Genomic DNA, 24,019 nt, shown 5'->3' with positions numbered 1-24,019 from the left:
CCGGGTGAGGCAGGGGGATCGCCGGGCCCCGGGCCCCCGCAGACCTCACGTCCTCCGACGCGAGGGTTCCGCCCTCAAACGCTGGAGGGGCGGGTGGCCGACCCCGTCGGATGTGTGCCCGTGACGCCCATGACCACGGAGTACAGACTCGTTTCCGCCGTGATGAACAGCCGATTCCGCTTCACCCCGCCCCAGGCGATGTTCGACGCCGCCTCGGGTACCACGAGCCGCCCGATCAACGTCCCGTCGGGGCCGTAACAGTGCACCCCGTCGTCCATCGCGGCCACCCACAGCCGCCCCTCGTCGTCGAACCGGATGTTGTCGAAGCGCGCCGCGTCCCGCGCCCCGCCCTCGGCGAAGACCTCGCCCCCCGACAGGGCCCCGTCCTCGCGTACGTCGAACCAGACGGTGCCGTCGGACCGGACCGCCGCGTCGTTCGGGCTGTTCAGCCGCTTGCCCAGCCAGCGGTCGGCCAGCACCGAGACCGTGCCGTCGTGCTCGGTCCGGGTCACCCGGCGGATGCTCCGCTCGAGCAGGGGAGGCCCCGTCGCGTTGCCTCAATCCTCCGCCTTGCAGCTGCACGCACCGGACCCCGCTCCCTGATCCGACCTGATCCAAACGACGCGCCCTACCGCACCGACCTCAGCGCCCCGCGCCGCACGACCTTCTCCTCCTCGTCCGGCGACGCGTCCGGCCCGTCCGACGCGTCCGGGGCCCCCGTCAGCGCCACCAGCTCCGTCAGCGCGTCGATGCGGAAGTCCGCCGTCTCCACCACGTCCGGATGGTCCGCCCACCAGTGCCCGTACGGCCCGCGCCGCAGATGCGCCGTCCGCATCCCCGCCGCCGCGGCCGGGAACAGGTCGTCGGCCGGGTGATCGCCCACGTACAGCGTCGCTTCCGGGGCCGCGCCCGCCACCTCTGCCAACCGTGCGAAGAACTCCGGGTCCGGCTTGCGTACGCCCCACTCGTCCGAGGTGACCACCAGGTCGGCGGGCAGATCCAGCGCCCGCAGCAACTCCCCGGCCCGGACCGTGCCGTTGCCCGCCACCACGACCCGGACGCCCGCTGCCCGCAGTTCGCCCAGCGCGGGCCGGACGTCCTGGTAGAGGTCCGACTCGTCGAGGTGTTCCCCGCGCCCGGCGGCGGCCCGCGCGCGGTAGGCCTCATCGACGTCCATGTCGGGCCGCAGGATCCGCAGCGCGTCCGTGGCCTCGCGGCCCTGGGCGACGGCCGCGCCCACCAGCGCGCCGAGCGTGTGCGGTGGTACGCCGAGCCAGTTGGCCCAGGACGCCCAGTGCCGGTCGTCGCGTACGAGGGTTTCGCCGATGCCGAGGACGATCGTTTCCATCACCGTTCCGACACTAGGCGTGAAGGCACCGCCTGCGGGCTCTCATTCGGGTGAGTCGGCCCGCACGAGTGACCAGGAGCACCCTCGGGCCTGCGCATACGGGCCCCAGGCCCTGGTCCGGTACCCGCGCCTCGCTCGTATGCTCGGTTCATGACCGATCCCGATCCTGATCCTCAGAGCGGACGCCCCACCTCGAACGCCATGCGGCGCGCGCTCAAACGTGCCCGTGACGGTGTCGCCCTCGATGTGACCGAGGCCGCCGTGCTGCTCCAGGCGCGCGGCGACGACCTGAAGGATCTGGCCGCGTCCGCCGCCCGCGTCCGGAACGCGGGCCTGGAGGCGGCGGGCCGGCCGGGCGTGATCACGTACTCGCGCAAGGTCTTCATCCCGCTCACCCGCCTCTGCCGCGACCGGTGCCACTACTGCACCTTCGTCACCGTCCCCGGCAAGCTGCGCCGCGAAGGCCACGGGATGTTCCTCTCGCCCGACGAGGTGCTGGCCATCGCCCGCGAGGGCGCGGCGATGGGGTGCAAGGAGGCGCTGTTCACGCTCGGCGACCGCCCCGAGGACCGGTGGCCCGAGGCGCGGGAGTGGCTGGAGGCGGAGGGGTACGACGACACCCTTGCGTACGTACGCGCCATGGCGATCCGGGTCCTGGAGGAGACAGGTCTGCTGCCCCACCTCAACCCGGGCGTCATGACCTGGACCGACCTCCAGCGGCTGAAGCCCGTCGCCCCCTCGATGGGGATGATGCTGGAGACGACGGCGACCCGCCTGTGGTCCGAGCCGGGCGGCCCGCACCACGGCTCCCCGGACAAGGAGCCGGCGGTACGGCTGCGGGTCCTGGAGGACGCGGGCCGTTCCAACGTCCCCTTCACCACCGGCATCCTGATCGGGATCGGCGAGTCCTACGAGGAGCGCGCCGACTCCCTCTTCGAGCTGCGGAAGACGGCCCGGGCCTACCACGGCATCCAGGAAGTCATCGTGCAGAACTTCCGCGCCAAGCCGGACACGGCGATGCGCGGGATGCCCGACGCGGAGCTGGAGGAGCTGGCCGCCGCCATCGCGGTGGCCCGGCACATCCTCGGCCCGTCCGCCCGGATCCAGGCCCCGCCGAACCTGGTGGACGCCGAGTACGCGCTCCTCATCGGCGCGGGCATCGACGACTGGGGCGGGGTCTCGCCGCTCACCCCCGACCACGTGAATCCGGAACGCCCCTGGCCGCACATCGACGAACTGGCGGCCAGGACATCCGAGTCGGGTTTCCAGCTCCGCGAACGCCTCACCATCTACCCCGAGTTCATCCAGCGCGGCGAGCCCTGGCTCGACCCCCGCCTCCTCCCGCACGTCCGCGCCCTGGCCGATCCGGAGACGGGCCTCGCCCGTGAGGACGCGCTGCCCGTCGGCCTGCCCTGGCAGGAGCCGGACGAGGGGTTCACCTCCTCCGGCCGCACCGACCTCCACACCGCCATCGACACCGAGGGCCGCACCGGCGACCGCCGTGACGACTTCGACGAGGTGTACGGGGACTGGGAGGCGCTCCGCGAGGCTGCGGCCCCCGGCATGGTCCCGTCCCGCATCGACGCCGACGTACGCCAGGCGCTCGGCCAGGCCGCCGACGACCCGACGAAGCTCACCGACGACCAGGCGCTCGCCCTGCTCCACGCGGACGGCCCGGCGCTGGACGAGCTGTGCCGGATCGCGGACGCGCTGCGCCGGGACGTGGTCGGCGACGACGTCACGTACATCGTCACGCGGAACATCAACTTCACCAACGTCTGCTACACCGGCTGCCGCTTCTGCGCCTTCGCCCAGCGCCGTACCGACGCCGACGCGTACACCCTCTCGCTGGACCAGGTCGCGGACCGGGCGGCCCAGGCGTGGGACGTGGGCGCGGTCGAGGTCTGCATGCAGGGCGGCATCCACCCGGACCTGCCGGGCACCGCGTACTTCGACATCGCGCGGGCGGTGAAGGAGCGCGTCCCCGGCATGCATGTGCACGCGTTCTCCCCGATGGAGGTCGTCAACGGCGCGACCCGTACCGGCCTGTCGATCCGCGACTGGCTGACCGCCGCCAAGGAGGCCGGGCTCGACTCGATCCCCGGTACGGCGGCGGAGATCCTGGACGACGAGGTCCGCTGGGTCCTGACCAAGGGCAAACTGCCCACGGCCACCTGGCTGGAGGTCATCAGGACGGCCCACGAGGTGGGCCTGCGCTCGTCCTCGACGATGATGTACGGCCACGTGGACCAGCCCCGCCACTGGCTGGGCCACTTCCGCACGCTCTCCCGACTCCAGCAGGAGACGGGCGGGTTGACGGAGTTCGTCACCCTCCCCTTCATCCACACCAACGCCCCGGTCTACCTGGCCGGCATCGCCCGCCCGGGCCCGACGGACCGCGACAACCGGGCGGTCACCGCGATGGCGCGGCTCCTGCTCCACCCGCACATCACCAACATCCAGACGAGCTGGGTGAAGCTCGGCACGGAGGGCGCGGCGGAGATGCTCCGCTCGGGCGCGAACGACCTGGGCGGCACTCTGATGGAGGAGACCATCTCCCGGATGGCGGGGTCGAGTTACGGCTCGTACCGCTCCATCCGGGGGCTGGAGGCCATTGCCGAGCTGGCGGGCCGCCCGTCCCGTCCCCGTACGACGCTGTACGGCGAGGTCCCGGCCGAACGGGTCGCGGCGGCCACGGCCTCGGACGGGCACCTGCCGGAGTTGCTGCCGGTGCTGCCCAGCTGAGGGCGGGGGAGAGCGGGCGCGGGGCGGGGCCGGTACCCGCCCCGCACTCCCGTGTTCGTCAACGGAACTCGGGCTCTCCTGACCGCTCCTCCTGGAGTCGGCATACCGTTACCGGCGTGATGGAGCCCTCGCACCTGGACACGATCCGGCAGTCGTACGACGTCGTCGCCGCCGACTACGCCCGGTCCGTCAAGGACCCCGCCGAGCTGGACCCGCTGTCGCGCGCCGTGCTGGGCGCGTTCGCCGAGCTCGTCATGTCGGCGGACCTCGGGCCGACGGCCGATGTGGGCTGCGGACCGGGCAAGGTGACCGCGTACCTGTCCCGGCTCGGCGTTTCCGCCTTCGGGGTCGACCTGTCGCCGAGGATGGCCGGACTGGCCCGCACCGCTTATCCGGATCTGCGCTTCGACGTCGGCTCGATGACCGCGCTGGCGGCCGGCGACGGTGAACTCGGCGGCGTCCTGGCGTTCTACTCCACGCATCATCTGCCGCCGGGGGAACTGCCCGAGGTATATGGAGAGTTCCACCGGGCGCTGGCACCCGGCGGGCACCTGCTCCTCGTCACCCGGGTCGGCGAGGAGGAGCACCAGCGCCGGACGTACGGCTACGGCGGCGACCCCGCCCCCTTCGACAGCTACCGGTTGCCCGCGGACCGGATCGCCGAGCTGCTGGATCGGGCGGGGTTCGCGGTCACGGGGCGGACGCTCCAAGAACCCGAGGCGGGCGCGAAGCGGGCGGTCGCCGGCTTCCTGGCGCACAAGCCGGAGGGCCCTCGGGCGTAGCCCGCCCCGGGGAGGGCCACTGCCGGTTTCCTCTCCCGATTCCCTCTGCCGATTCCTCTGGAGCGGACTCCGTTTCGCCCTGTCATGCTCCGGGCAACTCAAGCGGGATGCCACCCCACCGTCCCGTGCTGACGAGTCAGGAGCGCTACCCGTGCGAAAGCAGTTGATTCCCTCATCCGCCCCGAGAGACCGGGGCAAGAGCCCTGCCGGTGCCGGTGTGCCGTTCTCATCCGGCAGGAGCCGCACCACCCGGACCGCCGCCGTCCTCGCCGCCGCCGGTCTCCTCGTGCTGGGCACCGCATCCGCCGCCCATGCCGATCCGCCGGGCAACCTCCCGCAGAACGCCGGGAGTTACGAGCAGACCTTCTCGCCCGCCTTCGACTACGACGGCGACGGCTGCTACGCCACCCCCGCCATCGGCCCGGACGGCACCCTCGCGCCCGGACTGAAGACGAGCGGCGCGATCAACGGCAGTTGCCGGGACCGGTGGGACCTGGACAACTCCCAGACGTACGCCCGCTCGAAGTGCAACAACGGCTGGTGCGGCATCGTCTACGCGAGCTACTTCGAGAAGGACCAGGCCGTCCACGGCAGCGGACTCGGCGGCCACCGCCACGACTTCGAGCATGTGATCTCCTGGGTCAACCAGGGCTCCAACCAGGTGGACTACGTCTCCACGACGCAGCACAGCACCGTCAAGACCTACCCGCGCTCGCAGGTGCGGTTCGACGGTTCGCACCCCAAGGCCGTCTACCACAAGGACGGCCCGAGCACGCACTTCTTCCGCCTCGCCAACGGCAACGACGAGCCGCCGGAGAACCACTACGGCAACTGGCGCTACCCGCCGGTCGTCGACTGGAACGGCTTCCCCAGCACGGAGTTGCGCGACAAGCTCATGAACGCCGACTTCGGGTCCGCGACCATCAAGGTCACCGACAAGGACGACCGCTTCCGCAACCTCCTCAACAACTCCAAGCCCGCCGGGATCCCCTTCGACCCCTGGGCCTGAAGGGCGGCGAGGCCTCAGGTCATCATGCGCTCGCTGCTCGGCAAGGCGATGGACATGCGGTCAGAGCTCGCCGAGGTCATCTGATGGCGATCGTGGTCGTGATCGACGCACTGCTTGCCGAACGGCGCATGCCGGTGGGCGAGGTCGCGGCCGCCATCGGCATCTCGCAGCGTGGTCCGTCAGAAATACTCCTCCATCAGATAGACCAGATGCTCCACGTCCGCCGGGCGGAGGGAATCCCTCGGCAGGCGGCGCAGGGCGGCGATGTCCGCGGCCTCGAAGAGGCCCGCCACCGAGAGCTCGCCCAGGGCGTTCAACTGGCTCTCCAGGCAGTTCGCGTCCTGTTCCAGGACGGCGGCCGAGGCGAGGAGGGAGGCCAGGGTTCGGGCCTCCCCGCGGTCGAAGGACCGCGCCCAGTCGGAGATCGTCTCGCTCGCCCGCTCCCGGACCTGCGCCGATTCCGACACGAGGTCTCTGGTGAGGGCGAGCAGGTGCTTGTCGCCGATGGACCGGGAGGCGGGCGCGGGTGCGGTCGCCCCCGGGCGTTGGGACGGGGAGCGATCCTCGTCGTCGCGGGTCAGGCCGCGCAGCAGTGTGTCGAGGTAGAGGTCGAACGGCGGCTCCGCCGGGGCGCTGCCCGCGGCTGCCAGCCACCGGACCACGCCCAGTCCGAAGACGGCCCAGTCCTGCTCGGCCCGCTGTTCGTCGGCGCCGCCCGCGCGGAACGCGGCGACGGCCCGGTCGCGCAGCCGCCCGAACGACGCGGGGTGGTGGCGGTGCGGCCGGGCCACATGCGCGGCGTATCCGGGCACCGCCAGGAACTCGTCGTGCATCGCCCACGCCAGGCGCGTCAGCCAGTCGAGCCAGGTCGCGGCGTCCGGCTCGTCCTCGGGGACCACCCGGCCGACCATGACCTCGCTGACGAGGTCCAGTACACCGTCGCGATCGGGCACCCACCGGTACAGCGACGAGTGCGAGACCCCGAGCCTCGTCGCCAGCTCACGCATGGTGAGCGTCGCGACGTCCCCTTGCAGGGCGGCATCGGCGATCCGTTCCCGGCTCAGCCGCGGCGGCCGACCGGGCCCGTTCTTTCCGGTGCTGTTCATCGGGGCAAGCGTACCCAGGGCAGGATGGGGTTCTCCTAGTGACCATTGGTCGCTAATGCTGTTAGGGTCGCCCGATGGACAAGCGGGGAGCGACGCGCGCGCCACGGGAGATCGACACCTCGGCGCTGCCCATGGAAGAAGCCCAGGCGGTCGTCCTCGACGAGCTGCGCGCTCTCACCGAGCGGGCCGAGCCCTTCGCGGCGATCCTCCTTATGCCCGCGCCACCGGAAGGGCGCGCTCCTTCGGCGCCTGGGACCTCCACTGCCGACCGGATCCGGACCCTCAAACTGATCCGGCCCGGCCTCACAGCACTCTGCCGGGGCCTCGTCTTCGTGGCCCCGGCAGATCTCCCGGCGGAGCGGGCGGAGGCGATCCACAGCGGTGAGCAACTCTGGGGCTGCCCGACGCTGGCCACGCAGGACGTGGTGGCCGCTCGTGCCTGGGCCGAGGAGCGTGTCGGGTCCTGAAAGGCCCGGCGCTCAGCCCAGGATGAGCTGAAAGTGGGCCGTCTCCCGGAAGCCGGGGTGCGGAGGGGTGACCTCCAGCGTGACCGGCGCGCCCTTGCGGGCCGGCTTCAACCGGACCGGGACGGTGCGCTCCTCGTCCTCGGGGAGAGGAGGCACGAGGGCCGAGGCGGACTCGTCCCGGTTCAGCCAGTCCACGTAGCTGCCGGGCGCGTAGTCCTGGCCGGACTCGCCGGGCTCGGCGTCGAGCGTGGCGGGGTACGCGCCCTCACCGAGGAGCAGCTCTTCGTCCGAGCCGTTCTTGAAGGTCACGGTGAGGCTGTAGGTACCGTCGTCGTGCCGCTCGGGGATGCTGACGGTGACCCACAGGCCGTCCTCGTACCGGGCCGTCGTGCCGGGGCCGAGCGGTTGGGACGAGCTGCCCGAGAGGCCGGGCTGCTCCAGCTGCCCGTCGCCGTCGAGGCCCTTCTCAAACTCCGTGAGGCCATGCGCTCCCAGCGCGATCAGCGTGAAGAAGGCGATCAGGGCGATCGCGCAGCCGTAAAACCCACGCGGGCTCGCGGCGGGCGACGCTTCTGCTGCGGTGACTTCTTCCGTGTCCATGACCGCCACGCTAGGCAGCGGCCGGCGCGTGATCATGAGCGCCGGTACTCAAGGGAGGTTGAGTAGACACGAGGGCCCGCGCCCCTGCCGGTGAGGACGGGAGCACGGTCCCTGCGGGCTACGGGTGCGGGGTCAGCTCGCGGCCGCAAACTCCACGAATGCTGCCCAGGCGGGGGCGGTGATGAGGAGCGCGGGGCCGGTGGGGGCCGCCTTGCTGTCGCGTACGGGGGCGAGGCCGGGGTAGCCGTCGGCGACCTCGATGCAGTTGTTGGGGCCGCCGTCGCTGTAGGTGGACTTGCGCCAGATCGCGGTCGAGAGGTCGGGCGTGCGCTTCATGATCCTCTGAACTCCTTTAGGACGCCTCTGATGAACGCGATGGAGTCGGGCGGGGGCAACGCCCGATCCCGTGCTCGATCGTAGGACAGCCTGGCGTGCGTCACGACTTCCGGATCTTCCAGCAGCTCGGAGCACTGATTGCCTTCCACATAGGCAACGGCGCTCCCGTCCTCCTGCCACAGGAGCGTAAGGGAGCCATTCATCAGGTGATGGGCCCCGGCCGAGAACGGCAGTACCTGAAGCGTGACCATCGGCAGCTCCGCGATCTTGATCAGATGCTCCAACTGGGCTTCCCACACCTTCGCGTCACCGACCGGTCGACGCATCCCGTACTCGTCCATGATGATTCGGACGGTGGGGGCCGGGTTGCGGCAAAGCAATTGCTGACGGCCCAGGCGCGCTATGACTTGTTCCTCGACCGACTCGGCATCGCTCTCCGTTTCCTGGTCGCCGGACAACAGGGCGCGGGCCACGTCCTCGGTCTGGAGCAACCCAGGAATCCCGAGAGCGTATTTGTGCATGTTGCGGGCCCCGAACTCCAGCCGCATGAACTCCTTTACTTGTCCTTGAAGACCTCCCGCCGCGCCACCTTCCACAGCTCGACCAGCAGCCCGCCCGTGTCGTAGAACCGGTCCAGGTCCTCCATCACCGCCAGCTTGGAAAGCCGCTTCCCCGCCTCAAGGCGTGACAGGTAGCTCTTGTCGTAGCGCGTCTTCTCGGCGAGCTGGCCGAGTGACAGCCCCGCCTTCTGCCGTAAGTACCGCAGGGCGCTCCCCAGTGCCGCGCGCCCCGACGGCAAGCCCTGCTACCTCAGCACCCGCGACCCGAACAGCAGGCTCTCCCGGCTCGCCGACGACATGGAGGAGGAGCAGATCGAGTGCGGCAACGTCGTGCTGGAGGGAGCGCAGGAGGTGCTGGCCGACCAGGTGGCCGGGGAGGTCGCCGTACGGTTCGCGCTGACGCAGGCCGTCCTGTCCCTGCGGGAGGTGCTGGTCGTCGCGCACAGCCGGGGGCAGCGGCTTCCGGACGCCGGTGACCGATGACCGGCGCGGCCCTCGCCCCGCCCCGGCGGACGGGCTCCCCGGCCGCCCCGGAGCGGGTGGCTCAGGATGGCCGGTCGCCGGTGAGCGCCTCGCCCGCGTGGATGATCGAGCTGAGCATGGCGTGGGCGTCCTGGAGCTGTTGGATGGAGCTGCTCATGCGCTCGCGTTCGTGTTTGAGGTCTTGGGCCATTTCCTCGCAGGTCGGCGCCAGGACGGCTCCCTCGTCGGCCATGCAGGGCAGGACTTCGCGGATCAGGTCGGTGTTCAGCCCGGCCGCGAGCAGGATCCGGATCCGGCGTACGGCGGCCACGTCGGGTTCGTCGAACTCGCGGTAGCCGCTGGCCCGCCGCTGCGGTCGCAGCAATCCCTGCTGCTCGTAGTACCGCAGGCTCCTGGTGCTGACGCCGGTGCGCTTGGACAGCTCGCCGATGAACATGTGACTCCCCGGCGCAGAAGGTTGACTTTGACATCAATGTCAAGGTCTAGCTTAACGGCCATGGCAACCAACCCCAGCACCCAGCACCGTTCCACCATCGACCCGAAGGCCCTGGCCGGGAGGAAGGCGGTCGTCACCGGCGGCACCATCGGCATGGGCCGGGCCATCGTCCAGGCGCTCACCGACCGCGGCGCCGAAGTGATGTACACCGGACGCGACGACCGGCGGCTCGCCGAGGCCCAGGCGGCGCTCGGGACTCCGCTGGCGCATCCGGTGCGCTCCGACGCCACGGACGCCGGGGCCATCGACGCCCTCCGCGACCAGGTCGCCGACGGCCTCGGCGGCATCGACTACCTGTTCGTCAATCAGGGCATCGCCGAGTTCCAGACGCTCGAAGAGGTCACGGAGGAGTCCTGGGACCGCATCTTCGACGTGAACGCCAAGGGGGCCTTCTTCACCGTCCAGCGACTGGCGCCGCTGATGTCCGAGGGCGGTTCGATCGTGTTCACCACCGTCTCCAACGACCAGATCTTCCCCGGTCTCAGCGCCTACTCCGCCGCGAAGGAAGCCGTGGCCGCCTTCGCGAAGGTGCTTGCCGCCGAGCTGCTTCCGCGCGGGATCCGCGTCAACGTGATCGCCCCCGGATTCATCCTCACCCCGACGATGGGCGTCGCCGAACTGACCGAGGAGCAGCGCGCCGAGTTCATCGAACAGGGCAACGCCTCCACGCCGATGGGCCGGGGAGGCACCGTGGAGGAGGTCGCCGCCGCCGCGCTGTACCTGGCCGTCGAGGCCACCTTCACCACCGGCTTGGAGCTGCCCGTGGACGGCGGGTTCGGTCAGGGCCTCGGCGCCTGACCGTCCAGCGCCGGTAGGCGGGCCGGCGGCCGGCCCGGACTGCCGCCGGCCCGCCTTGCGACTCCCGGGAGGCCGGGCCCGCTGACAGACTGGGCCCATGCCTCCGCCCAGCTCCCGCCGCCTCTCCCTCCAGCAGATCGTCGAAGGCCAACGCCGCGCCGCCTTCGTCGGAAGGGAAGCCGAACTGAACTTGTTCCGGGCGAACTTCGCGCTTCCGCCCGAGGATCCCCGGCATCGGTTCGTCTTCCACGTACGCGGCAACGCCGGGGTCGGCAAGACCTCGCTGGTACGTGAATGGCGCCAGGCAGCAGCGGAGTTCGGGGCGCTGACCGCTTCGGTCGACGAGAGCGCCGACTCCGTGCCGGACGTACTCGCCGCCATCGCCGCGCAGTTCGCCGAGCAGGGCCACCCGCTCAAGGCGCTCGACCGGCTGCTCGCCACCTACCGGCGCGCGCTCCACGACGCTGCGGGCCGGCTCGCGGCGGACAACGAGACCGCGGGCGGGGCCCCGTCGGCCGGGGCGCTCGCCGCCGCGCAGGCCGGGCTGATCGCGGCCGGGGCGATACCGGTCGTCGGGGCGCTGGCCGGAGGCATCGACCCGGCGGTCGTGGCGCGGGGTGCGGGCGGGCTGCGGGCGGTGTTCGGCGGGCGGGCCCGGCAGCAGGAGGAGGCCCGGCTGCTGGCGGAACCGGTCCGGGTCCTCACCCCTGCGTTCGTCGCCGAGATCGACCGGGTCGCGGACGCCGTGCCCTGGATCGCCCTCTTCCTGGACACCTACGAGCGCACCGCACCCCAACTGGACCGGTGGCTCGCGGACCTGCTGACCCCCGGGCGGTACGGCGAACTGCCCGCCAACCTCGTCCTGACCCTGGCCGGTCAGCGCCGCCTGGACCCCGCGCACTGGGGCGATCGGGGCCGCCTGGTCGCCGACGTACCGCTGGGACCGTTCACGGAGGCCGAGTCGCGCCAACTCCTCAACGAGCGCGGTGTGGTGGCGGAGCGCGCCGTACGGGAGGTGCTGCGGCTCTCCGGCGGGCTGCCCGTCCTGGTGTCGACGCTCGCCGCCAACCCCGGCGCGGCCGGTGAGGCGAACGCCACCGCCGTCGAACGCTTCCTGGCCGGGGAGAGCGACCCGGCCCGCCGGGCGGCCGCGCTCGCCTGCGCGCTGCCCCGCCGGTTCGACGAGGACCTGGTTGCCGTCGCCGTACCGCAGGACGGGCCGCACGCCGTGCCGGGGCTCTACGACTGGCTGCACGAACTGCCCTTCGTCGCCGAGCCCTACAGCGGCCGCTCCCGCTACCACGCCGTCGTCCGGGCCCCGATGCTCCGCCTCCAGCGCACCGGCTCCCCGCAGCGGTGGAAGGCGGCGCACGACCGGCTCGCCGAGGCCTTCGCGGCCCGCCGGGACGCGGCGGCCGAGGGCATCGACCCGGAACGGCTCTGGGCCGAGCAGCCCTGGCGCCGGGCCGCCCTGGACGTGCTCTACCACCGGCTGTGCGCCCGCCCCCGCACCGCGCTGCCCGAGGCCCTGCGCGCCGGGATCGAGCTCTGCGCCCAGCGTCCTTCCCGCGCCCGGCACTGGGCCCGGACCCTCGCGGAGGCGGGCGAGGACGCCGACGACGCCGTACTGCGGGAGTGGGGCCGGGACCTGCTCGCCGCCATAACCGATCACGGCCCCCGCCCCACCGCCGCCCTCGGGCTCCTGCTGACCCGGGCCGAGCTGACCGACACGGACCGGGCGGCCGCCCTCGTGGCGCGGGCCTGGGACCGCTTCCGGGCCGGGGAGCTGGACGCCGCGCTGTCCGACCACGCGCGGGCGATCGCCGTGGACCCGCGCAGTGAACGGGCCCACCAGGGCCGGGCGGTGATCCTGCGGTCGCTCGGCCGCTACGAGGAAGCCCTCGGCGACCTGGACCGGGCCGAGGAGATCGCGCCGTCCTGGGCCTGGGCGGTACGTGAGCGGGGTGAGACCTACCGGCGGATGGGCCGCCTGGAGGAGGCCCTGACCGTCCTGGACCGGGCGCACGCCCTGGACCCGTCCGACGCCGTGCCGCTGGGCAGCCGGGGCCTGGTCCGCCATGGGCTGGGCCGCCACGAGGACGCGCTCGACGACTTCGACCGGGCGATCGCCCTGTGGCCGGAGTACGCCTGGGCGCTGGTGCGGCGGTCCCGGGTCCGCACGGTCCTGGGCGACCCGGTGGGCGCCCTCGCCGACCTGGACCGGGCCGAGGAACTGAACCCCGGACTGCCGGGAACGGAGGGGGAGCGGGGCGAGGTGTACCGGGCGACGGGCCGGCATGAGGAGGCCGTCGCCTGCTACGGCCGGGCCCTCGCCCTGGACCCCGACTACGCCTGGGCGCACGGCAGCAGGGCCCTCGCGCTGGTGGCGCTCGGCCGGCTCCCGGAGGCGCTCGCGGACCTCGACCGGGCGCTGGAGCTGGACCCGGGGTACGGGTGGGCCCGGGCGCAGCGGGAGCGGCTTGGGGCGGTGTGACGGAGATGCTGCGCACGTGGTACAGGTCCTGTACCATTAGTGTATGGCGCTGAAACGGACGAATGTGTACGCGGATGAGGAGGACCTCGACCTGATCAAGGAGGCAGCGAAACGCCTGGGCGTGTCCGAGGCGGAGCTGATCCGGGAGGGCATCCACCGGATCGCCCTTGCCCGGCGCGTGTGGGACGAGCCTTTCGTCACCGACGAGGAGACCTTCGACCTGGGCGGGCCCATCACGCATGATGAGGTGCGTGAGGCGGTGAGCGAGACGTTCGGCAGTAAGGAGCCGCGTGGCCGGGGGCACGCGGCGTGATCGTCGTCGCTGACACATCCGGGCTGCTTGCTCTCTACAACAGCTCCGACCCGGCCCACCTCGCCGCGCGCAAGGTTGTCGACCAGTGCGGCCTGTTGGTCGCGAGTCCCCTCGTGCTCACTGAGGTCCATCAGGTGGCGTCGTCCCGGGGAGGCCGCCGGGTCGCGGACCACATCCTGCGCTCGATCAGCAGACGGGCCAGGGAAGCGCGGCTCGTCTTCGCGCCTCCGACGGCGGAAATCCTTGACGCCGCGCTCGCCGTGCGGGCCCGCTACGCGACGCTGAATCTCGATCTGGTGGACGCCGTCAATGTCGCCCTCGCGGCCGAGTACGACACGGATGCGGTGTTGACCCGGGACATCCGGGACTTCCGTGCGCTGCGGCCGCTCGCAGGCCGCTACACGCACTTCCGGATCCTCCCGGACGACTTCTGAGCCGCGTCCTGCCGCCCGCCCCACCGCCCAAAAACGACCTGCGGGACGTCCGTCGACATACCCGTACGTACCCAGGTCGCCCCCTCTACCGCCCGTTCCCGTTCGATTACAGTGCTTGCGCGGTCGCCCGCAGAGGCCCCGCGCAGCCGAGCACGTGGTGACGGGGAGGGGGCGGGGTGAGCACAGGGACCACGGCGGTCTGGGGCCGGGCCGAGCAGCAGGACTTCCGCAGCCGGGTCCGCGGGGCCCTGCTCGGCGGGGCCGTCGGGGACGCGCTCGGGGCCGGGGTCAGCGGGCTCGTGCTGGAGGAGATCCGGGCCGCCCACGGGGTCGAGGGGGTCACCGACTACGTCCCCGCGCACGGCAGACGCGGCACGGTCACCGCCCTCACCCAGCTCACCCTGTTCACCGTCGACGGCCTGATCCGCGCCCAGGTCCGCCGCGACACCGGAGCCTGGCACCCGCCCACCGACGTGCACCGGGCCCATCTGCGCTGGGCCGCCACCCAGCACCACTGGGGGCCCGACGAACGGCGTGAGGACAACGGCTGGCTGGCCGCCGAGGAGTGGCTCTACGCGCGCCGCGATCCCGCCCGGGAATGCCTGGGCGGATTCGGCGACACCGTCATGGGCACCCTCGACCGGCCGAAGAACCCCGCCGCCCGGGACGCGGGCGCGCTCACGCGGTCCGCGCCGTTCGGGCTCCTCGTGGGCTGGGAGCCGGGGCTCGTGCTCCAACTCGCCGTCGAGTGCGCGGCCCAGTCCCACGGCCATCCCGCCGCCCAGCTGTCCGCCGGAGCCTTCGCCGTACTGGTGCACGGTCTCGCGCGCGGCGAGAGCCTGGACGGCGCCGTGCAGAACACGCTGGCCCTGCTCGCCGGACGTCCCGGCCACGAGCCGGTGACCGAGGCCCTGCGCCAGGCGCTGGGCTCCGTGCGGCAGGGCATCCCGGGCCCGGCCCTGATCGAGGCGCTGGGGGCGAGCGACGCCGCCGAGGAGGTCCTCGCCGTCGCCGTGTACTGCGCGCTGGTCAGCGAGGACATCCGGCACGGGCTGCGGCTCGCGGTGAACCACAGCGGCCCCTCCCGCGCCACCGGGTCCGTCTGCGGGGCGCTGCTCGGGGCGCTGCACGGTGAGACCGCGCTGCCGCCGGCCTGGCTCGCGGAGCTGGAGGGGCGGGCCACGCTCCTCGAACTGGCCGACGACTTCGCCATGGAGATGACCCAGGGTCCCGCCCTGCACAGCCCGGCCGCCGTCGCCCCGGGCTGGCTGGCCCGCTACCCGCGCGGCTGAGGGGCGGGGGCCGGGCCGCCGTCCTGGGCCGGGATCGCGGCGGCAGTCCCCGTACCGTCCCCGCCGTCCCCGTCGCCCTCGTTGATCCGGGCCAGGACCGCGTCGCGCTCCGGGGTGTCCTCCGGTTTCACGAAGCCGATCAGGATGTACAGCACGAGCGAGACGGCCAGCGGCACGGACACCTGGTACTGGAGCGGCACCCCGCCCTCGACGGCCCAGTTCACCGGGTAGTTGACCAGCCAGAAGGCGAGCAGGCCCGACCCCCAGCTGACCAGCGCGGCCGTCGGCCCGGACGTCCGGAACGGGCGCAGCAGGCCCAGCATGAACGGGATCGCGATCGGGCCCATCAGCCCGGCGACCCACTTGATGACGACGGTGATGATGTCCTCGAACGTGGGCGAGTTGACCTGGGTCGCGATCGCCATCGACAGCGCGAGGAAGGCCACCGTGGTCCAGCGGGCGGCGATCAGCCCGGCGCGCTCGCTCCAGCCGCGCGCCGCCTTCGAGAGGGTCGGGGCGATGTCCCGGGTGAAGACGGCGGCGATGGCGTTGGCGTCCGAGGAGCACATGGCCATCGTGTGCGAGAAGAAGCCGACGATCACCAGACCCAACAGGCCGTGCGGCAGCAGCTGTTCGGTCATCAGCGCGTAGCTGTCGGAGGCGTCCGGCTTCTGTGCGTCGACCAGCAGCGGGGCGCACCACATCGGGAAGAACAGCACCAGCGGCCAGACGAACCACAGGACCGCCGAGAGGCGCGCCGAACGGGTCGCGGAGGCGGCCGAGTCGGTCGCCATGTACCGCTGGGCCTGGTTCCACATGCCGCCGTTGTACTCGAAGGTCTTGATGAACAGGAACGCCATCAGGAACGTCACCGTGTACGGTCCGGCGGTCGGGTCCGCGTGCCCGTCGGGGAGCTTGTCCCAGACCGTCCACAGGGTGGAGAAGCCGTCGAGCTTGCTCATCACGGCGAGGAGCATGGCCAGACCGGCGAACAACTGGATGACGAACTGGCCCAGTTCGGTGAGTGCGTCCGCCCACAGTCCGCCGACGGTGCAGTAGACCCCGGTGACGACGCCGGTGATCAGGATGCCCTGGGAGATGGACAGACCGGTGAACACGGACAACAGGGTGGCGATGGCCGCCCACTTGGCGCCGACGTCCACGATCTTCAGCAACAGCCCCGACCAGGCGAGCGCCTGCTGCGTCCGGATGTTGTAGCGGTCCTTGAGGTACTCCAGCGGCGAGGCGACATGGAGCCGCGAGCGCAGCCGGTTCAGCCGGGGCGCGAAGAGCTTCGCGCCGATGAAGATGCCGATGGCGATCGGCAGCGACCAGGTCACGAAGGACGTGATCCCGTACTGGTACGCGATGCCGGCGTAACCGGTGAACATCACCGCGCTGTAGCCGGACATGTGGTGCGAGATGCCCGACAGCCACCACGGCATCCGGCCACCGGCCGTGAAGAAGTCGCTGACGTTGTCCACGCGTTTGTGCGACCAGAGTCCGATCGCGACCATCACGCCGAAGTAGCCGATGAGTACAGCCCAGTCGAGACTATTCATGTCCCCCTCCAGGGGTCCGCCTTGTGAACGGGAACGCACTTCGTCGGGACGGCCGTTCAGCGGTGTCCCCTTGCGGGAGCGGGGACTTCGGGGATTGAACCCCTAGTGAGGGTCCTCGGTCAAGGTTGTCAGCGGTCATGGATGTGAACGTCAATCAACAAGGCGAACGATTTTACTCGTTCTTGACCTCGCGGGGCGTTGTCGCGAACGTGACCGCGACCACACGATGGGCGGGCACTTCGTCAGGCTGTGCGGAGACGTCAGGGAGCACGCGACAACGCGCGAAGGCCGCACGGGATGCGGGTCCCGTGCGGCCGGTGAGTCGGGAAGGGGTGAGAGGGAGGACGCCTCGTGCACGTGGGGCGAGAAGGCGTCAGCGCATCAGCTCGCCCGCGTTGACCAGCAACGACTGACCGGTGATCGCCCGGGCCCGGTCGGAGGCCAGGAAGGTGACCGCCTCCGCGACATCCCCGTCCGTGGCCAGCTCCGGCAGCGCCATCCGCTCGGTGAGCCGGGCCAGCACCTCGGACTCCGGTACCCCCTCGGTGTGTGCGGTGAACTGGACGTACGCCTGCACCGGCGGCCCCCACATCCAGCCCGGCAGCACCGTGTTGACCCGGATCCGGTCCGGACCCAGCTCCCGGGCGAGCGAGTACATCGCCGAGGTGAGCGCCCCCTTGGACGCCGCGTACGCCGCCTGCCACACCTGGGAGGGTGCGGCCACCGCGGACTGCGTGCCGATCACCACCACCGAGCCGCCCCGCTCCTTGAGGGCGGGCAGGCAGGCCCGGGTCATCCGCAGCGTGCCCAGGAGGTTCACGTCGATGACCGACTGCCAGGTGGCGAAGTCCGCGTCCTGGAGCCCGCCGAAGTAGCTGTCCCAGGCGGCGACATGGACCACCGCGTCGATCCCTCCGAACCGTTCCACCGCCAGCGCGGCGAGCGCCTCGCACTGCGCCTCGTCCGTGATGTCGGTGGAGAGATGGGCGGTGTGCCGCCCGCCCGGATCGATCTCCGCCGCGGACGTGGCCAGGTTCGCCGCCGTACGCGCACCGAGCACCGCCCGTCCGCCGTCCCGGACGACGCTCGCGGCGACCCGGTGCCCGAGCCCCGGCCCGACGCCCGACACGATGACGGTCTTCCCCGCGAGCAACATCGGCGCCTCCCGGCCCTGGCAGTTGACCTGACGGTCCGTCAGGGTAGAGGGGTGCGGGTTCCGATGGAAGGGGAAGGGAGACCTGATGACCGATGACGCCGGGACGGGGAGCGAGCGGTACGCGGAGCTGGCGGGGACGGGGCCGTACGGGGTCCGACCGGGGCACGCCCTGATCACCATGGTCGAACCGCATCCGGGCCATGAGTACGCGTACAACCGCTGGTACGAGGACGACCACTACTACGCGGGGGCGACCGCGATGCCGTGGATGTTCGCGGGGCGGCGCTGGGTGGCCACCAAGGACCTCCAGGAGCTGCGCTATCCGGAGACGTCGGCGGTCGCCCGGCCCGTCGGCGCGGGGTGCTATCTGTCGACGTACTGGGTGACCGAGGGACGCTACGACGACCACATGAAGTGGACCGTCGCCATCAACGGGCGGCTCAACCGGGACGGCCGGGTCTACCAGGACCGGACCCACGTCTTCACCGCGTTCCAGGACCACGAGGCCACCGTCTACCGCGACGGAGCCGCCGGCCCCCGGGACGTCCACGCGCTCGACCACCCGTACGCGGGCCTCGTCCTCCAGGTCATCGACGCCGAAGGGCCCGAACAGCGGGCGGAGCTGCTGGAATGGCTGCGTTCGCGCCATCTCCCCAAGCGGCTGAAGGGATCGCCCGCGGCCATGGTCACGGTGTTCCGGCCGACGCCCCTGCCCGGCGACCGCATGACGTACGTGAAGCAGGTCGAGGGGATCGACACCCGGCTGACGCTGCTGTGGTTCCTCCAGGAGGACCCGCGGGCCTGCTGGGAGGAGCACTTCACCGGCCTGGACGCGGCGGTCACGGAGGCCGGCCTCGGCCGGGTCGAGCTGGTCGCCCCGTTCGTGCCGACCGTGCCGGGGACGGACCGGTACGTCGACCGCCTGCGGTGACGCCGAAGGGCTGTGCCGGATCGTGCCGAGCCCCCTCGGCCAGGACGGCGAACCGGTCGAGAGGGCTCCATCAGGTGGTGCGGTGGTGCGGTAGTACGTGAACGGTGTCGGCTGATCAGGCGTTGATCGAGCCCGTGGCGACATCGCGCACGAACGCGTTCCACGCACCGGGGACGAAGGTGAGCGAGGGGCCCTCGGGGGCCTTCGAGTCACGTACGGCGATGGACAGTGCGACCGGGGACTTGACCTCGACGCACGCGCCGTTGCCCCCGGAGTACGACGACTTCGTCCACTTGTCCGTAGCACCCTGAAGAATTGCCATGTTCACTCCGGTTCAGAGAGTTGGGTGAGTCGCACCAACCTGATTCCGATTGGCGTGATCGACGCTACTCGCCAAGCCCCGTCCATGAGATGGCCGTTCACTCGACCGGATGGTCTTTCTGCGGTAAGCCTTCTGCGGTGAGTGGGCGGCGGTGTATCATCCCGCCGCTCTCTCCACGTGTCCGGATTCAGCTGGTGTACGACTTGGCAATCTTGCTGATGAACTCCCGGGTCTGCTCCACGTTCAGCGCCTGCGCCCGCAGGTGCTCGTACATCACGCTGTAGCGCTGCACGTCGTTCGCCTTCTCCAGGTAGAGGTCGCTCGTCACGCCCTCGATGTAGACGACGCTGGAGTCGGCGGCATCCGGGAACTCCAGGATCGCGTACTGGCCGTTGATGCCCGGGTGCGCGCCCATGTCGAACGGCAGGACCTGCACGGTGACGTGCGGCAGGTGCGACTGCTCGACGAGGTGCTCCAGCTGGTCGATCATCACCTGCTTGTCGCCGACCACCCGCCGCAGCGCCGACTCGTCGATCACGGCCCAGAGCCGCAGCGGATTCTCCGGCGCGTTGACCCGGTCCTGCCGCCGCGACCGTACGTTGACCCGCTTCTCGATGTCCGAGGGCGGGGCCTCGGGAAGCGCGCCGCTGATCAGGGCCTCGGCGTACGCCCGGGTCTGGAGCAGGCCCGGAACCATCTGGGGCTCGTACACCCGCAGCGACTCCGCGTCGGTCTCCAGCCCGATGTACACGCTGTACGGGATGTCGCCGAAGGCGTGCCACCAGCCCTGCTGACGGGAGTCCTTCGCCATCTGCATCAGCGAGTCGACGATGCGGACGTCCTCGACCTCGTACACCCCGCAGAGGTCGCGAACATCGCGCTGGCTGATGGATCGGCGGCCGTTCTCCAGGCGGCTGATCTTCGACTGCGAGACCAGCAGGCGCTCCGCCACTTCCTCGGCCGTCATGCCTTTGAGTTCGCGCAGGCGGCGCAATTCCTGGCCCAACCTGCGTCGCCTGACAGTGGGATTGACGTTGGACGGCACGGAAACGGCACCTCCGGCTATGTAGCTGTGCGTATCTACTGCTCAGCAGATTGCCACCCCTTGCCCCGGCCGCGCTGGGAAATGGCCACACGCGGGGCACGGGGGCGTACGCACCGGTGCGCGGGACGGCGCACACGCGCACGGGGCAGCCGGCGATGGTGACTGCCGGCTGCCCCGTGCGTGGTGCGGCTCCCGGACCGGGTCCTGTGACGACGGTACGGCGGTGTGCGGTTGTTCAGGTCCGTACGGTCAGCTCGCGGCGGTGTGCGCCATGCTGCCGCGCCGGGCCTGTGCTTGCGGCTGCAACGGAACGCCCGCTGCCTGCTGCGTACGGCGTGGCTGGACGGCCACACCGTTCTGGACGTCCATCACGGCGTGCGCCACGAGTCCGCCCATCGGGTCGTGCCTGATCAGGTCCCGGAGCCGGGAGCGCGACGAGCGCCCCTCGTTCCCGGGGTACAGATGCTTGCCGAGTCCGACCGCGTGGGCCAGTGCGGCGAGCGCCGCGGTCCGCGGGTCCGGCGGTACGCCGGTGCGGATCGCGCTGTCCAGCCGGTTCCTGATGTCCCGGCTGATCGCCGTCTCCGTCGCTTGGTAGCGAGTCGTCGGCAGCACTCCGCACATCTGGCCCGCCACGGCATGAACCATGCCGCACCGCTCCAGATGAGCGAGATAGATCTGGCGCAGCCCCAGGCGGGGCCCGCCGATCCAGTGGACCGCCCGGACCGGGCTGCCACGACGGCGCAGCAGCTCCAGTGCGGAGTCCAGAGTCGGATCTCCTGTCGGCCGTGGCATCACCACGGCGATACGATCCCCGTCAGGGGCTATCCGTCCTGCCAGAGCCAGCTCCACTAGCTGTGCCCCGGCCAGGCCGAGGTCGAGCGACTGCGGCTGCGCTGTGGTACCCGTGGTCGGGTCCAGAGCGAGCAACAGAAGCTCCTCCGGGATTGTTCTGCGGCTCCTGCCCATCCATGCCTCCCCGCGTGGATGTCTGACAGGGTGACCCCTCTCACATTCATCTGTCGAGAGCGCCTGGCCGCTTTGTATGGGAACCAGTAGGTATGTCGTTCTCGTCTAGCAGCTCGGCCAGGGGTTCACACAGGACACTGGTAGATGGTTCGGACAGCGCGGGGTGGCCCCGCAGCGCACGAGGAGGCATCGGTGGCGGGCGAGTCCCCCGACAAAACGGAGCAGCAGAAGTCGTCGGGGACGGCTGCGGAGGAACGCGACCCGCGCTTCGCCGTGTTCCGTGACCCCGGCGCGGACACGGACGCGGACGCGGACGCGGACTCGGGAGCCACGTCCGACACGGCGACCGCTGTGTTCCGGCCCCGGCTTCCGGAGGGCGCCGCCCGGCCTGGGTCCGAGAGGGAATCCCCCGCCGCGGCGGGGGAGCCGAAGGACGCTTCCGAGCCGGAGACCGAGACGCGGGCCGAGTCCGAGACCGAGTCGGAGCCGGGGAGCGCGCCTGGGGCGGCCCCCACGGCCTCTGGGGAGGCTGTCGCGTCTCCGGAGGGCCCAGAGGGCTCGCAAGCCGCCGAGGACCGCACAGGGCCGGACACGGGCGCGGAGACGGCGAAGACGCCTGCCCCGGAGACGCCTGCGGAAGGATCGGCGGACGACCCGGCCGGCGACGGGGACGAGGACGGGGACGGAGAAGGGGACGGCCGCCTGCGTGCCGCGGTGGCCGCCTGGGTCGATGCCTCGGCCGAGACGAAGCCGGCGGCGGACACGGACGGCGAAGCGGACTCCGAGGCGAAGCCCGTGGCCGACGGCGACGACGAGCCTTCCGCGAAGGCGGAGCCGAAGCCCGAGCCGAAGCCCGAGCCGAAGCCCGTCGCGGACGCGGAGTCGAAGCCGAAGCCGAAGGGCGAGCAGGGCGACGAGTCGAAGCCCGAGCCGAAGGGCGACGCCGAGCCGGACAGCGCGTCCGACTCCGGGACCAGCTCCGAGGCAGCCCCCGAGCCGGACGCCGAAGACGCCTCCGACCTGCGAGGAATCGATCAGCCCACCGCCATCTTCAAGGCGGTCAAGCCGGCCGACCGGGTCGACCAGGCGACGACCGCGCTGAAGCTCCCGCCCCGCGAGAACCAGCCCGACGGCAAGAGCAAGAGCACGAGCGAGAGCGGGAGCGGGAGCGAGGGCAAGAGCGGGAGCGAGGGCGGCAAGCCCGAGAGCGAGGTCGAGCGCACGAGCACGTTCGTGCCGCTGCGCTCCGACGACGTACGGTCCGCCCCCGCGCCCCGCAAGCCGGAGCCCGGACCCGGGGCCGGACCCGAGCCCGAGTCCGCGGCCGGGCCCCAGGCGCCCGTGCGTGCCCCGGAAGCCGGCTCTCCGGCCTCCGCGGCGCCCGCCGCCCCCTCCTGGGCGGCGGCCGAGCGGACCCGGCAGCAGCCGCTTCCGCCGAGGCCGCCGCTCGACCTGCTCGCCGAGCTGACGAACACCCCGCCGCCGCCGGAGACCCCGGTCCGGACCGCCGTCCGACGGGTCAAGATCTGGACCCCGCTGGTGCTCCTCCTGCTGATCGTCTTTGCGATCGTGCAGGTGATGCGCCCGCTTCCGGAGCCTTCGCTCGAACTCACGGCGAAGCCGACGTACACCTTCGACGGCGGGGCGACGAAGCTGTCCTGGCCGGGTCAGGGGCAGTCGGCCGTGATGGTGGACGGAGTCGGGTCGCTCGGTTCCGAGGGCGCGCAGAAGCCGGCCCCGATCGCCAGCGTCGCGAAGGTCATGACCGCCTACGTGATCCTTGAGGGGCATCCCCTCAAGGGTGACGAGGAGGGCGAGACGATCACCGTCGACCAGAAGGCGGAGGACGAGTCCAAGCGGCCCGACGAGTCGACGGCCCCGCTGACCAAGGGGCAGAAGCTGACCCAGCGGCAGATGCTCCAACTGCTGATGATCCCCTCGGGGAACAACGCGGCGCGGCTGCTCGCCCGCTGGGACGCCGGTTCCGAGGACGCGTTCATCGACAAGATGAACGACGCCGCCGAGGACCTCGGCATGACCGGGTCGACGTACACGGACCCGAGCGGTCTGGAGAAGACCACCGTCTCCACCGCCACCGACCAGCTGAAGCTGGCACAGGCGGTCATGCGCAACGAGGTCTTCAGGAAGATCGTGGACATGCCCGAGGTCGAGATCGAGGGCATAGACGGCAAGATCTACAACAACAACAACCTCCTGCTCCAGCCGGGCGTGAGCGGCATCAAGACCGGGTCCTCCACCCCGGCGGGCGGCAACCTGCTGTGGTCCGCGAACACCAAGGTCGACGGCAAGATGCTGTGGATCTACGGAGCGGTGATGGGCCAGCAGGCCGGCACCGGCCGGGTCTACGACAGCCTGGAGCTGTCCCTGCAGAACAGCCTGAAGCTGATCAAGGACGCGCAGGAGGCCGCCACTTCGGCGACGGTGGTGAAGAAGGGCGATGTCGTCGGGTACGTGGACAACGGATTCGGCGGACAGACCCCGGTGGTCGCCACCAAGAACCTCAAGGCGGTCGGCTGGTCCGGCCTGGAGGTCGAGCTCAAGGTCACGGACAACGGCAAGGGCATCGACCAGGCCGCGAAGGCCGGGAGCGAGGTCGGCATGGTGACCGTGGGCACGGGCACCGGGAAGGTCACGGCACCGGTGGTGCTGCAGGGTGATCTGACCGAGCCGGCCTTCGGCGACAAGCTGACCAGGGTCGGCTGAGACACCGGAGCGAGGTGGGGGCGGGGGAGGGCGGCACGGTCCGCCCT

The 24,019-nt window shown here is 71.4% G+C and carries 21 protein-coding genes and 3 pseudogenes; 12 read left to right on the top strand and 12 right to left on the bottom strand.

The annotated features are described in order from the left end of the window. Positions 1–74: 74 nt before the first annotated feature. Together ACFWRV_RS14820 and ACFWRV_RS14815 are read right to left on the bottom strand one after the other, a co-directional pair. Positions 75–530, bottom strand: a pseudogene (locus tag ACFWRV_RS14820) (SMP-30/gluconolactonase/LRE family protein); the annotation flags it as partial. A gap of 98 nt (positions 531–628) precedes the next feature. Further along, positions 629–1,348, bottom strand: a complete 720-nt coding sequence (locus ACFWRV_RS14815) for an HAD family hydrolase (RefSeq protein WP_384333923.1) — start codon at positions 1,346–1,348, stop codon at positions 629–631. A 150-nt stretch (positions 1,349–1,498) separates the two neighbouring features. On the opposite strand from ACFWRV_RS14815, the gene ACFWRV_RS14810 reads away from it, so the two are divergent. From ACFWRV_RS14810 to ACFWRV_RS14800, 3 genes are all read left to right on the top strand, one after another. Further along, positions 1,499–4,093, top strand: coding sequence for a bifunctional FO biosynthesis protein CofGH (locus tag ACFWRV_RS14810; protein ID WP_384333685.1), 2,595 nt, complete (start codon positions 1,499–1,501; stop codon positions 4,091–4,093). 119 nt (positions 4,094–4,212) lie between these two features. Beyond that, positions 4,213–4,875 (top strand): class I SAM-dependent methyltransferase, encoded by a 663-nt coding sequence (locus ACFWRV_RS14805; RefSeq protein ID WP_384333920.1) that lies wholly within the window; start codon positions 4,213–4,215, stop codon positions 4,873–4,875. Positions 4,876–5,092: 217 nt separating this feature from the next. Continuing rightward, positions 5,093–5,884, top strand: coding sequence for an NPP1 family protein (locus ACFWRV_RS14800; RefSeq protein WP_384333682.1), 792 nt, complete (start codon positions 5,093–5,095; stop codon positions 5,882–5,884). A gap of 179 nt (positions 5,885–6,063) precedes the next feature. Here ACFWRV_RS14800 and ACFWRV_RS14795 read toward each other — a convergent pair whose 3' ends face one another. Next, positions 6,064–6,990, bottom strand: coding sequence for a TetR/AcrR family transcriptional regulator (locus ACFWRV_RS14795; RefSeq protein ID WP_384333679.1), 927 nt, complete (start codon positions 6,988–6,990; stop codon positions 6,064–6,066). Positions 6,991–7,064: 74 nt separating this feature from the next. Here ACFWRV_RS14795 and ACFWRV_RS14790 point away from each other — a divergent pair, with 74 nt between their 5' ends. Further along, positions 7,065–7,457: a hypothetical protein gene (locus ACFWRV_RS14790; RefSeq protein ID WP_384333676.1), complete on the top strand. Its 393-nt coding sequence runs from the start codon at positions 7,065–7,067 to the stop codon at positions 7,455–7,457. Positions 7,458–7,469: 12 nt separating this feature from the next. On the opposite strand, the gene ACFWRV_RS14785 is transcribed toward ACFWRV_RS14790, so the two are convergent. From ACFWRV_RS14785 to ACFWRV_RS14775, 3 genes and pseudogenes are all read right to left on the bottom strand, one after another. Next, positions 7,470–8,057, bottom strand: a complete 588-nt coding sequence (locus ACFWRV_RS14785) for a hypothetical protein (protein WP_384333673.1) — start codon at positions 8,055–8,057, stop codon at positions 7,470–7,472. Positions 8,058–8,189: 132 nt separating this feature from the next. After that, on the bottom strand, positions 8,190–8,393 hold the full coding sequence (locus ACFWRV_RS14780) for a DUF397 domain-containing protein (RefSeq protein WP_384333670.1): 204 nt from the start codon (positions 8,391–8,393) through the stop codon (positions 8,190–8,192). Further along, positions 8,390–9,192, bottom strand: a pseudogene (locus ACFWRV_RS14775) (helix-turn-helix domain-containing protein). Before ACFWRV_RS14775 ends, ACFWRV_RS14780 begins: the two are co-directional and overlap by 4 nt. Here ACFWRV_RS14775 and ACFWRV_RS14770 point away from each other — a divergent pair. Then, positions 9,182–9,436 (top strand): annotated as a pseudogene (locus ACFWRV_RS14770) (sulfatase); the annotation flags it as partial. The pseudogenes ACFWRV_RS14775 and ACFWRV_RS14770 overlap by 11 nt on opposite strands. 61 nt (positions 9,437–9,497) lie before the next feature. Here ACFWRV_RS14770 and ACFWRV_RS14765 read toward each other — a convergent pair. Then, positions 9,498–9,872 (bottom strand): MerR family transcriptional regulator, encoded by a 375-nt coding sequence (locus ACFWRV_RS14765; protein ID WP_384333667.1) that lies wholly within the window; start codon positions 9,870–9,872, stop codon positions 9,498–9,500. A 60-nt stretch (positions 9,873–9,932) separates the two neighbouring features. On the opposite strand from ACFWRV_RS14765, the gene ACFWRV_RS14760 reads away from it, so the two are divergent. The 5 genes from ACFWRV_RS14760 to ACFWRV_RS14740 all read left to right on the top strand — a co-directional run bounded on the left by ACFWRV_RS14760 (position 9,933) and on the right by ACFWRV_RS14740 (position 15,263). Continuing rightward, positions 9,933–10,730, top strand: coding sequence for an SDR family oxidoreductase (locus ACFWRV_RS14760; RefSeq protein ID WP_384333664.1), 798 nt, complete (start codon positions 9,933–9,935; stop codon positions 10,728–10,730). A gap of 97 nt (positions 10,731–10,827) precedes the next feature. Next, positions 10,828–13,224 (top strand): tetratricopeptide repeat protein, encoded by a 2,397-nt coding sequence (locus tag ACFWRV_RS14755; protein ID WP_384333661.1) that lies wholly within the window; start codon positions 10,828–10,830, stop codon positions 13,222–13,224. Between the two features lie 43 nt (positions 13,225–13,267). Next, positions 13,268–13,537, top strand: a complete 270-nt coding sequence (locus tag ACFWRV_RS14750; protein ID WP_384333658.1) for a CopG family transcriptional regulator — start codon at positions 13,268–13,270, stop codon at positions 13,535–13,537. Beyond that, on the top strand, positions 13,534–13,971 hold the full coding sequence (locus ACFWRV_RS14745) for a type II toxin-antitoxin system VapC family toxin (RefSeq protein ID WP_384333655.1): 438 nt from the start codon (positions 13,534–13,536) through the stop codon (positions 13,969–13,971). The genes ACFWRV_RS14750 and ACFWRV_RS14745 overlap by 4 nt, the downstream gene beginning before the upstream one ends. A 176-nt stretch (positions 13,972–14,147) precedes the next feature. Further along, complete coding sequence (locus ACFWRV_RS14740; protein WP_384333653.1) at positions 14,148–15,263, top strand: ADP-ribosylglycohydrolase family protein; 1,116 nt, start codon at positions 14,148–14,150, stop codon at positions 15,261–15,263. Here ACFWRV_RS14740 and ACFWRV_RS14735 read toward each other — a convergent pair. Together ACFWRV_RS14735 and ACFWRV_RS14730 are read right to left on the bottom strand one after the other, a co-directional pair. Further along, complete coding sequence (locus ACFWRV_RS14735; RefSeq protein WP_384333650.1) at positions 15,248–16,825, bottom strand: sodium:solute symporter family protein; 1,578 nt, start codon at positions 16,823–16,825, stop codon at positions 15,248–15,250. The two genes, ACFWRV_RS14740 and ACFWRV_RS14735, sit on opposite strands and share 16 nt — an antisense overlap. Positions 16,826–17,198: 373 nt before the next feature. Then, entirely contained in the window at positions 17,199–17,981 is a 783-nt protein-coding gene (locus ACFWRV_RS14730) for an SDR family oxidoreductase (RefSeq protein WP_384333647.1), read from the bottom strand. Between the two features lie 85 nt (positions 17,982–18,066). Between ACFWRV_RS14730 and ACFWRV_RS14725 the strand changes: the two genes are divergently transcribed. Beyond that, on the top strand, positions 18,067–18,912 hold the full coding sequence (locus ACFWRV_RS14725) for a hypothetical protein (RefSeq protein ID WP_384333644.1): 846 nt from the start codon (positions 18,067–18,069) through the stop codon (positions 18,910–18,912). A gap of 115 nt (positions 18,913–19,027) precedes the next feature. Here ACFWRV_RS14725 and ACFWRV_RS14720 read toward each other — a convergent pair whose 3' ends face one another. The 3 genes from ACFWRV_RS14720 to ACFWRV_RS14710 all read right to left on the bottom strand — a co-directional run bounded on the left by ACFWRV_RS14720 (position 19,028) and on the right by ACFWRV_RS14710 (position 21,248). Beyond that, on the bottom strand, positions 19,028–19,234 hold the full coding sequence (locus ACFWRV_RS14720; RefSeq protein WP_384333642.1) for a DUF397 domain-containing protein: 207 nt from the start codon (positions 19,232–19,234) through the stop codon (positions 19,028–19,030). 187 nt (positions 19,235–19,421) lie between these two features. After that, positions 19,422–20,279, bottom strand: coding sequence for a helix-turn-helix transcriptional regulator (locus ACFWRV_RS14715; RefSeq protein WP_030710698.1), 858 nt, complete (start codon positions 20,277–20,279; stop codon positions 19,422–19,424). A gap of 249 nt (positions 20,280–20,528) precedes the next feature. Beyond that, positions 20,529–21,248, bottom strand: coding sequence for a GPP34 family phosphoprotein (locus tag ACFWRV_RS14710; protein ID WP_003968450.1), 720 nt, complete (start codon positions 21,246–21,248; stop codon positions 20,529–20,531). Between the two features lie 192 nt (positions 21,249–21,440). Here ACFWRV_RS14710 and ACFWRV_RS14705 point away from each other — a divergent pair, with 192 nt between their 5' ends. Continuing rightward, positions 21,441–23,972 carry a serine hydrolase gene (locus ACFWRV_RS14705; protein ID WP_384333637.1) on the top strand — a complete coding sequence of 844 codons (2,532 nt, stop codon included), beginning with the start codon at positions 21,441–21,443 and terminating at the stop codon, positions 23,970–23,972. Positions 23,973–24,019 lie beyond the last annotated feature (47 nt).

This window comes from Streptomyces sp. NPDC058576 (assembly GCF_042718715.1).
In the GTDB taxonomy this organism is placed as follows: Bacteria; Actinomycetota; Actinomycetes; order Streptomycetales; family Streptomycetaceae; genus Streptomyces.
Note: the sequence above shows the minus strand (reverse complement) of the source record. Positions and strands in the feature narration are given on the sequence as shown.

Bases quoted from the DNA above. Each gene is read 5' to 3' on its own strand.
- ACFWRV_RS14795 (WP_384333679.1), bottom strand. From the start codon at position 6,990: ATGAACAGCACCGGAAAGAACGGGCCCGGTCGGCCGCCGCGGCTGAGC.
- ACFWRV_RS14760 (WP_384333664.1), top strand. From the start codon at position 9,933: ATGGCAACCAACCCCAGCACCCAGCACCGTTCCACCATCGACCCGAAG.
- ACFWRV_RS14750 (WP_384333658.1), top strand. From the start codon at position 13,268: ATGGCGCTGAAACGGACGAATGTGTACGCGGATGAGGAGGACCTCGAC.
- ACFWRV_RS14710 (WP_003968450.1), bottom strand. From the start codon at position 21,248: ATGGGCAGGAGCCGCAGAACAATCCCGGAGGAGCTTCTGTTGCTCGCT.
- ACFWRV_RS14735 (WP_384333650.1), bottom strand. From the start codon at position 16,825: ATGAATAGTCTCGACTGGGCTGTACTCATCGGCTACTTCGGCGTGATG.
- ACFWRV_RS14785 (WP_384333673.1), bottom strand. From the start codon at position 8,057: ATGGACACGGAAGAAGTCACCGCAGCAGAAGCGTCGCCCGCCGCGAGC.
- ACFWRV_RS14780 (WP_384333670.1), bottom strand. From the start codon at position 8,393: ATGAAGCGCACGCCCGACCTCTCGACCGCGATCTGGCGCAAGTCCACC.
- ACFWRV_RS14725 (WP_384333644.1), top strand. From the start codon at position 18,067: ATGACCGATGACGCCGGGACGGGGAGCGAGCGGTACGCGGAGCTGGCG.
- ACFWRV_RS14765 (WP_384333667.1), bottom strand. From the start codon at position 9,872: ATGTTCATCGGCGAGCTGTCCAAGCGCACCGGCGTCAGCACCAGGAGC.
- ACFWRV_RS14730 (WP_384333647.1), bottom strand. From the start codon at position 17,981: ATGTTGCTCGCGGGGAAGACCGTCATCGTGTCGGGCGTCGGGCCGGGG.
- ACFWRV_RS14790 (WP_384333676.1), top strand. From the start codon at position 7,065: ATGGACAAGCGGGGAGCGACGCGCGCGCCACGGGAGATCGACACCTCG.
- ACFWRV_RS14805 (WP_384333920.1), top strand. From the start codon at position 4,213: ATGGAGCCCTCGCACCTGGACACGATCCGGCAGTCGTACGACGTCGTC.
- ACFWRV_RS14810 (WP_384333685.1), top strand. From the start codon at position 1,499: ATGACCGATCCCGATCCTGATCCTCAGAGCGGACGCCCCACCTCGAAC.
- ACFWRV_RS14755 (WP_384333661.1), top strand. From the start codon at position 10,828: ATGCCTCCGCCCAGCTCCCGCCGCCTCTCCCTCCAGCAGATCGTCGAA.
- ACFWRV_RS14815 (WP_384333923.1), bottom strand. From the start codon at position 1,348: ATGGAAACGATCGTCCTCGGCATCGGCGAAACCCTCGTACGCGACGAC.
- ACFWRV_RS14720 (WP_384333642.1), bottom strand. From the start codon at position 19,234: ATGGCAATTCTTCAGGGTGCTACGGACAAGTGGACGAAGTCGTCGTAC.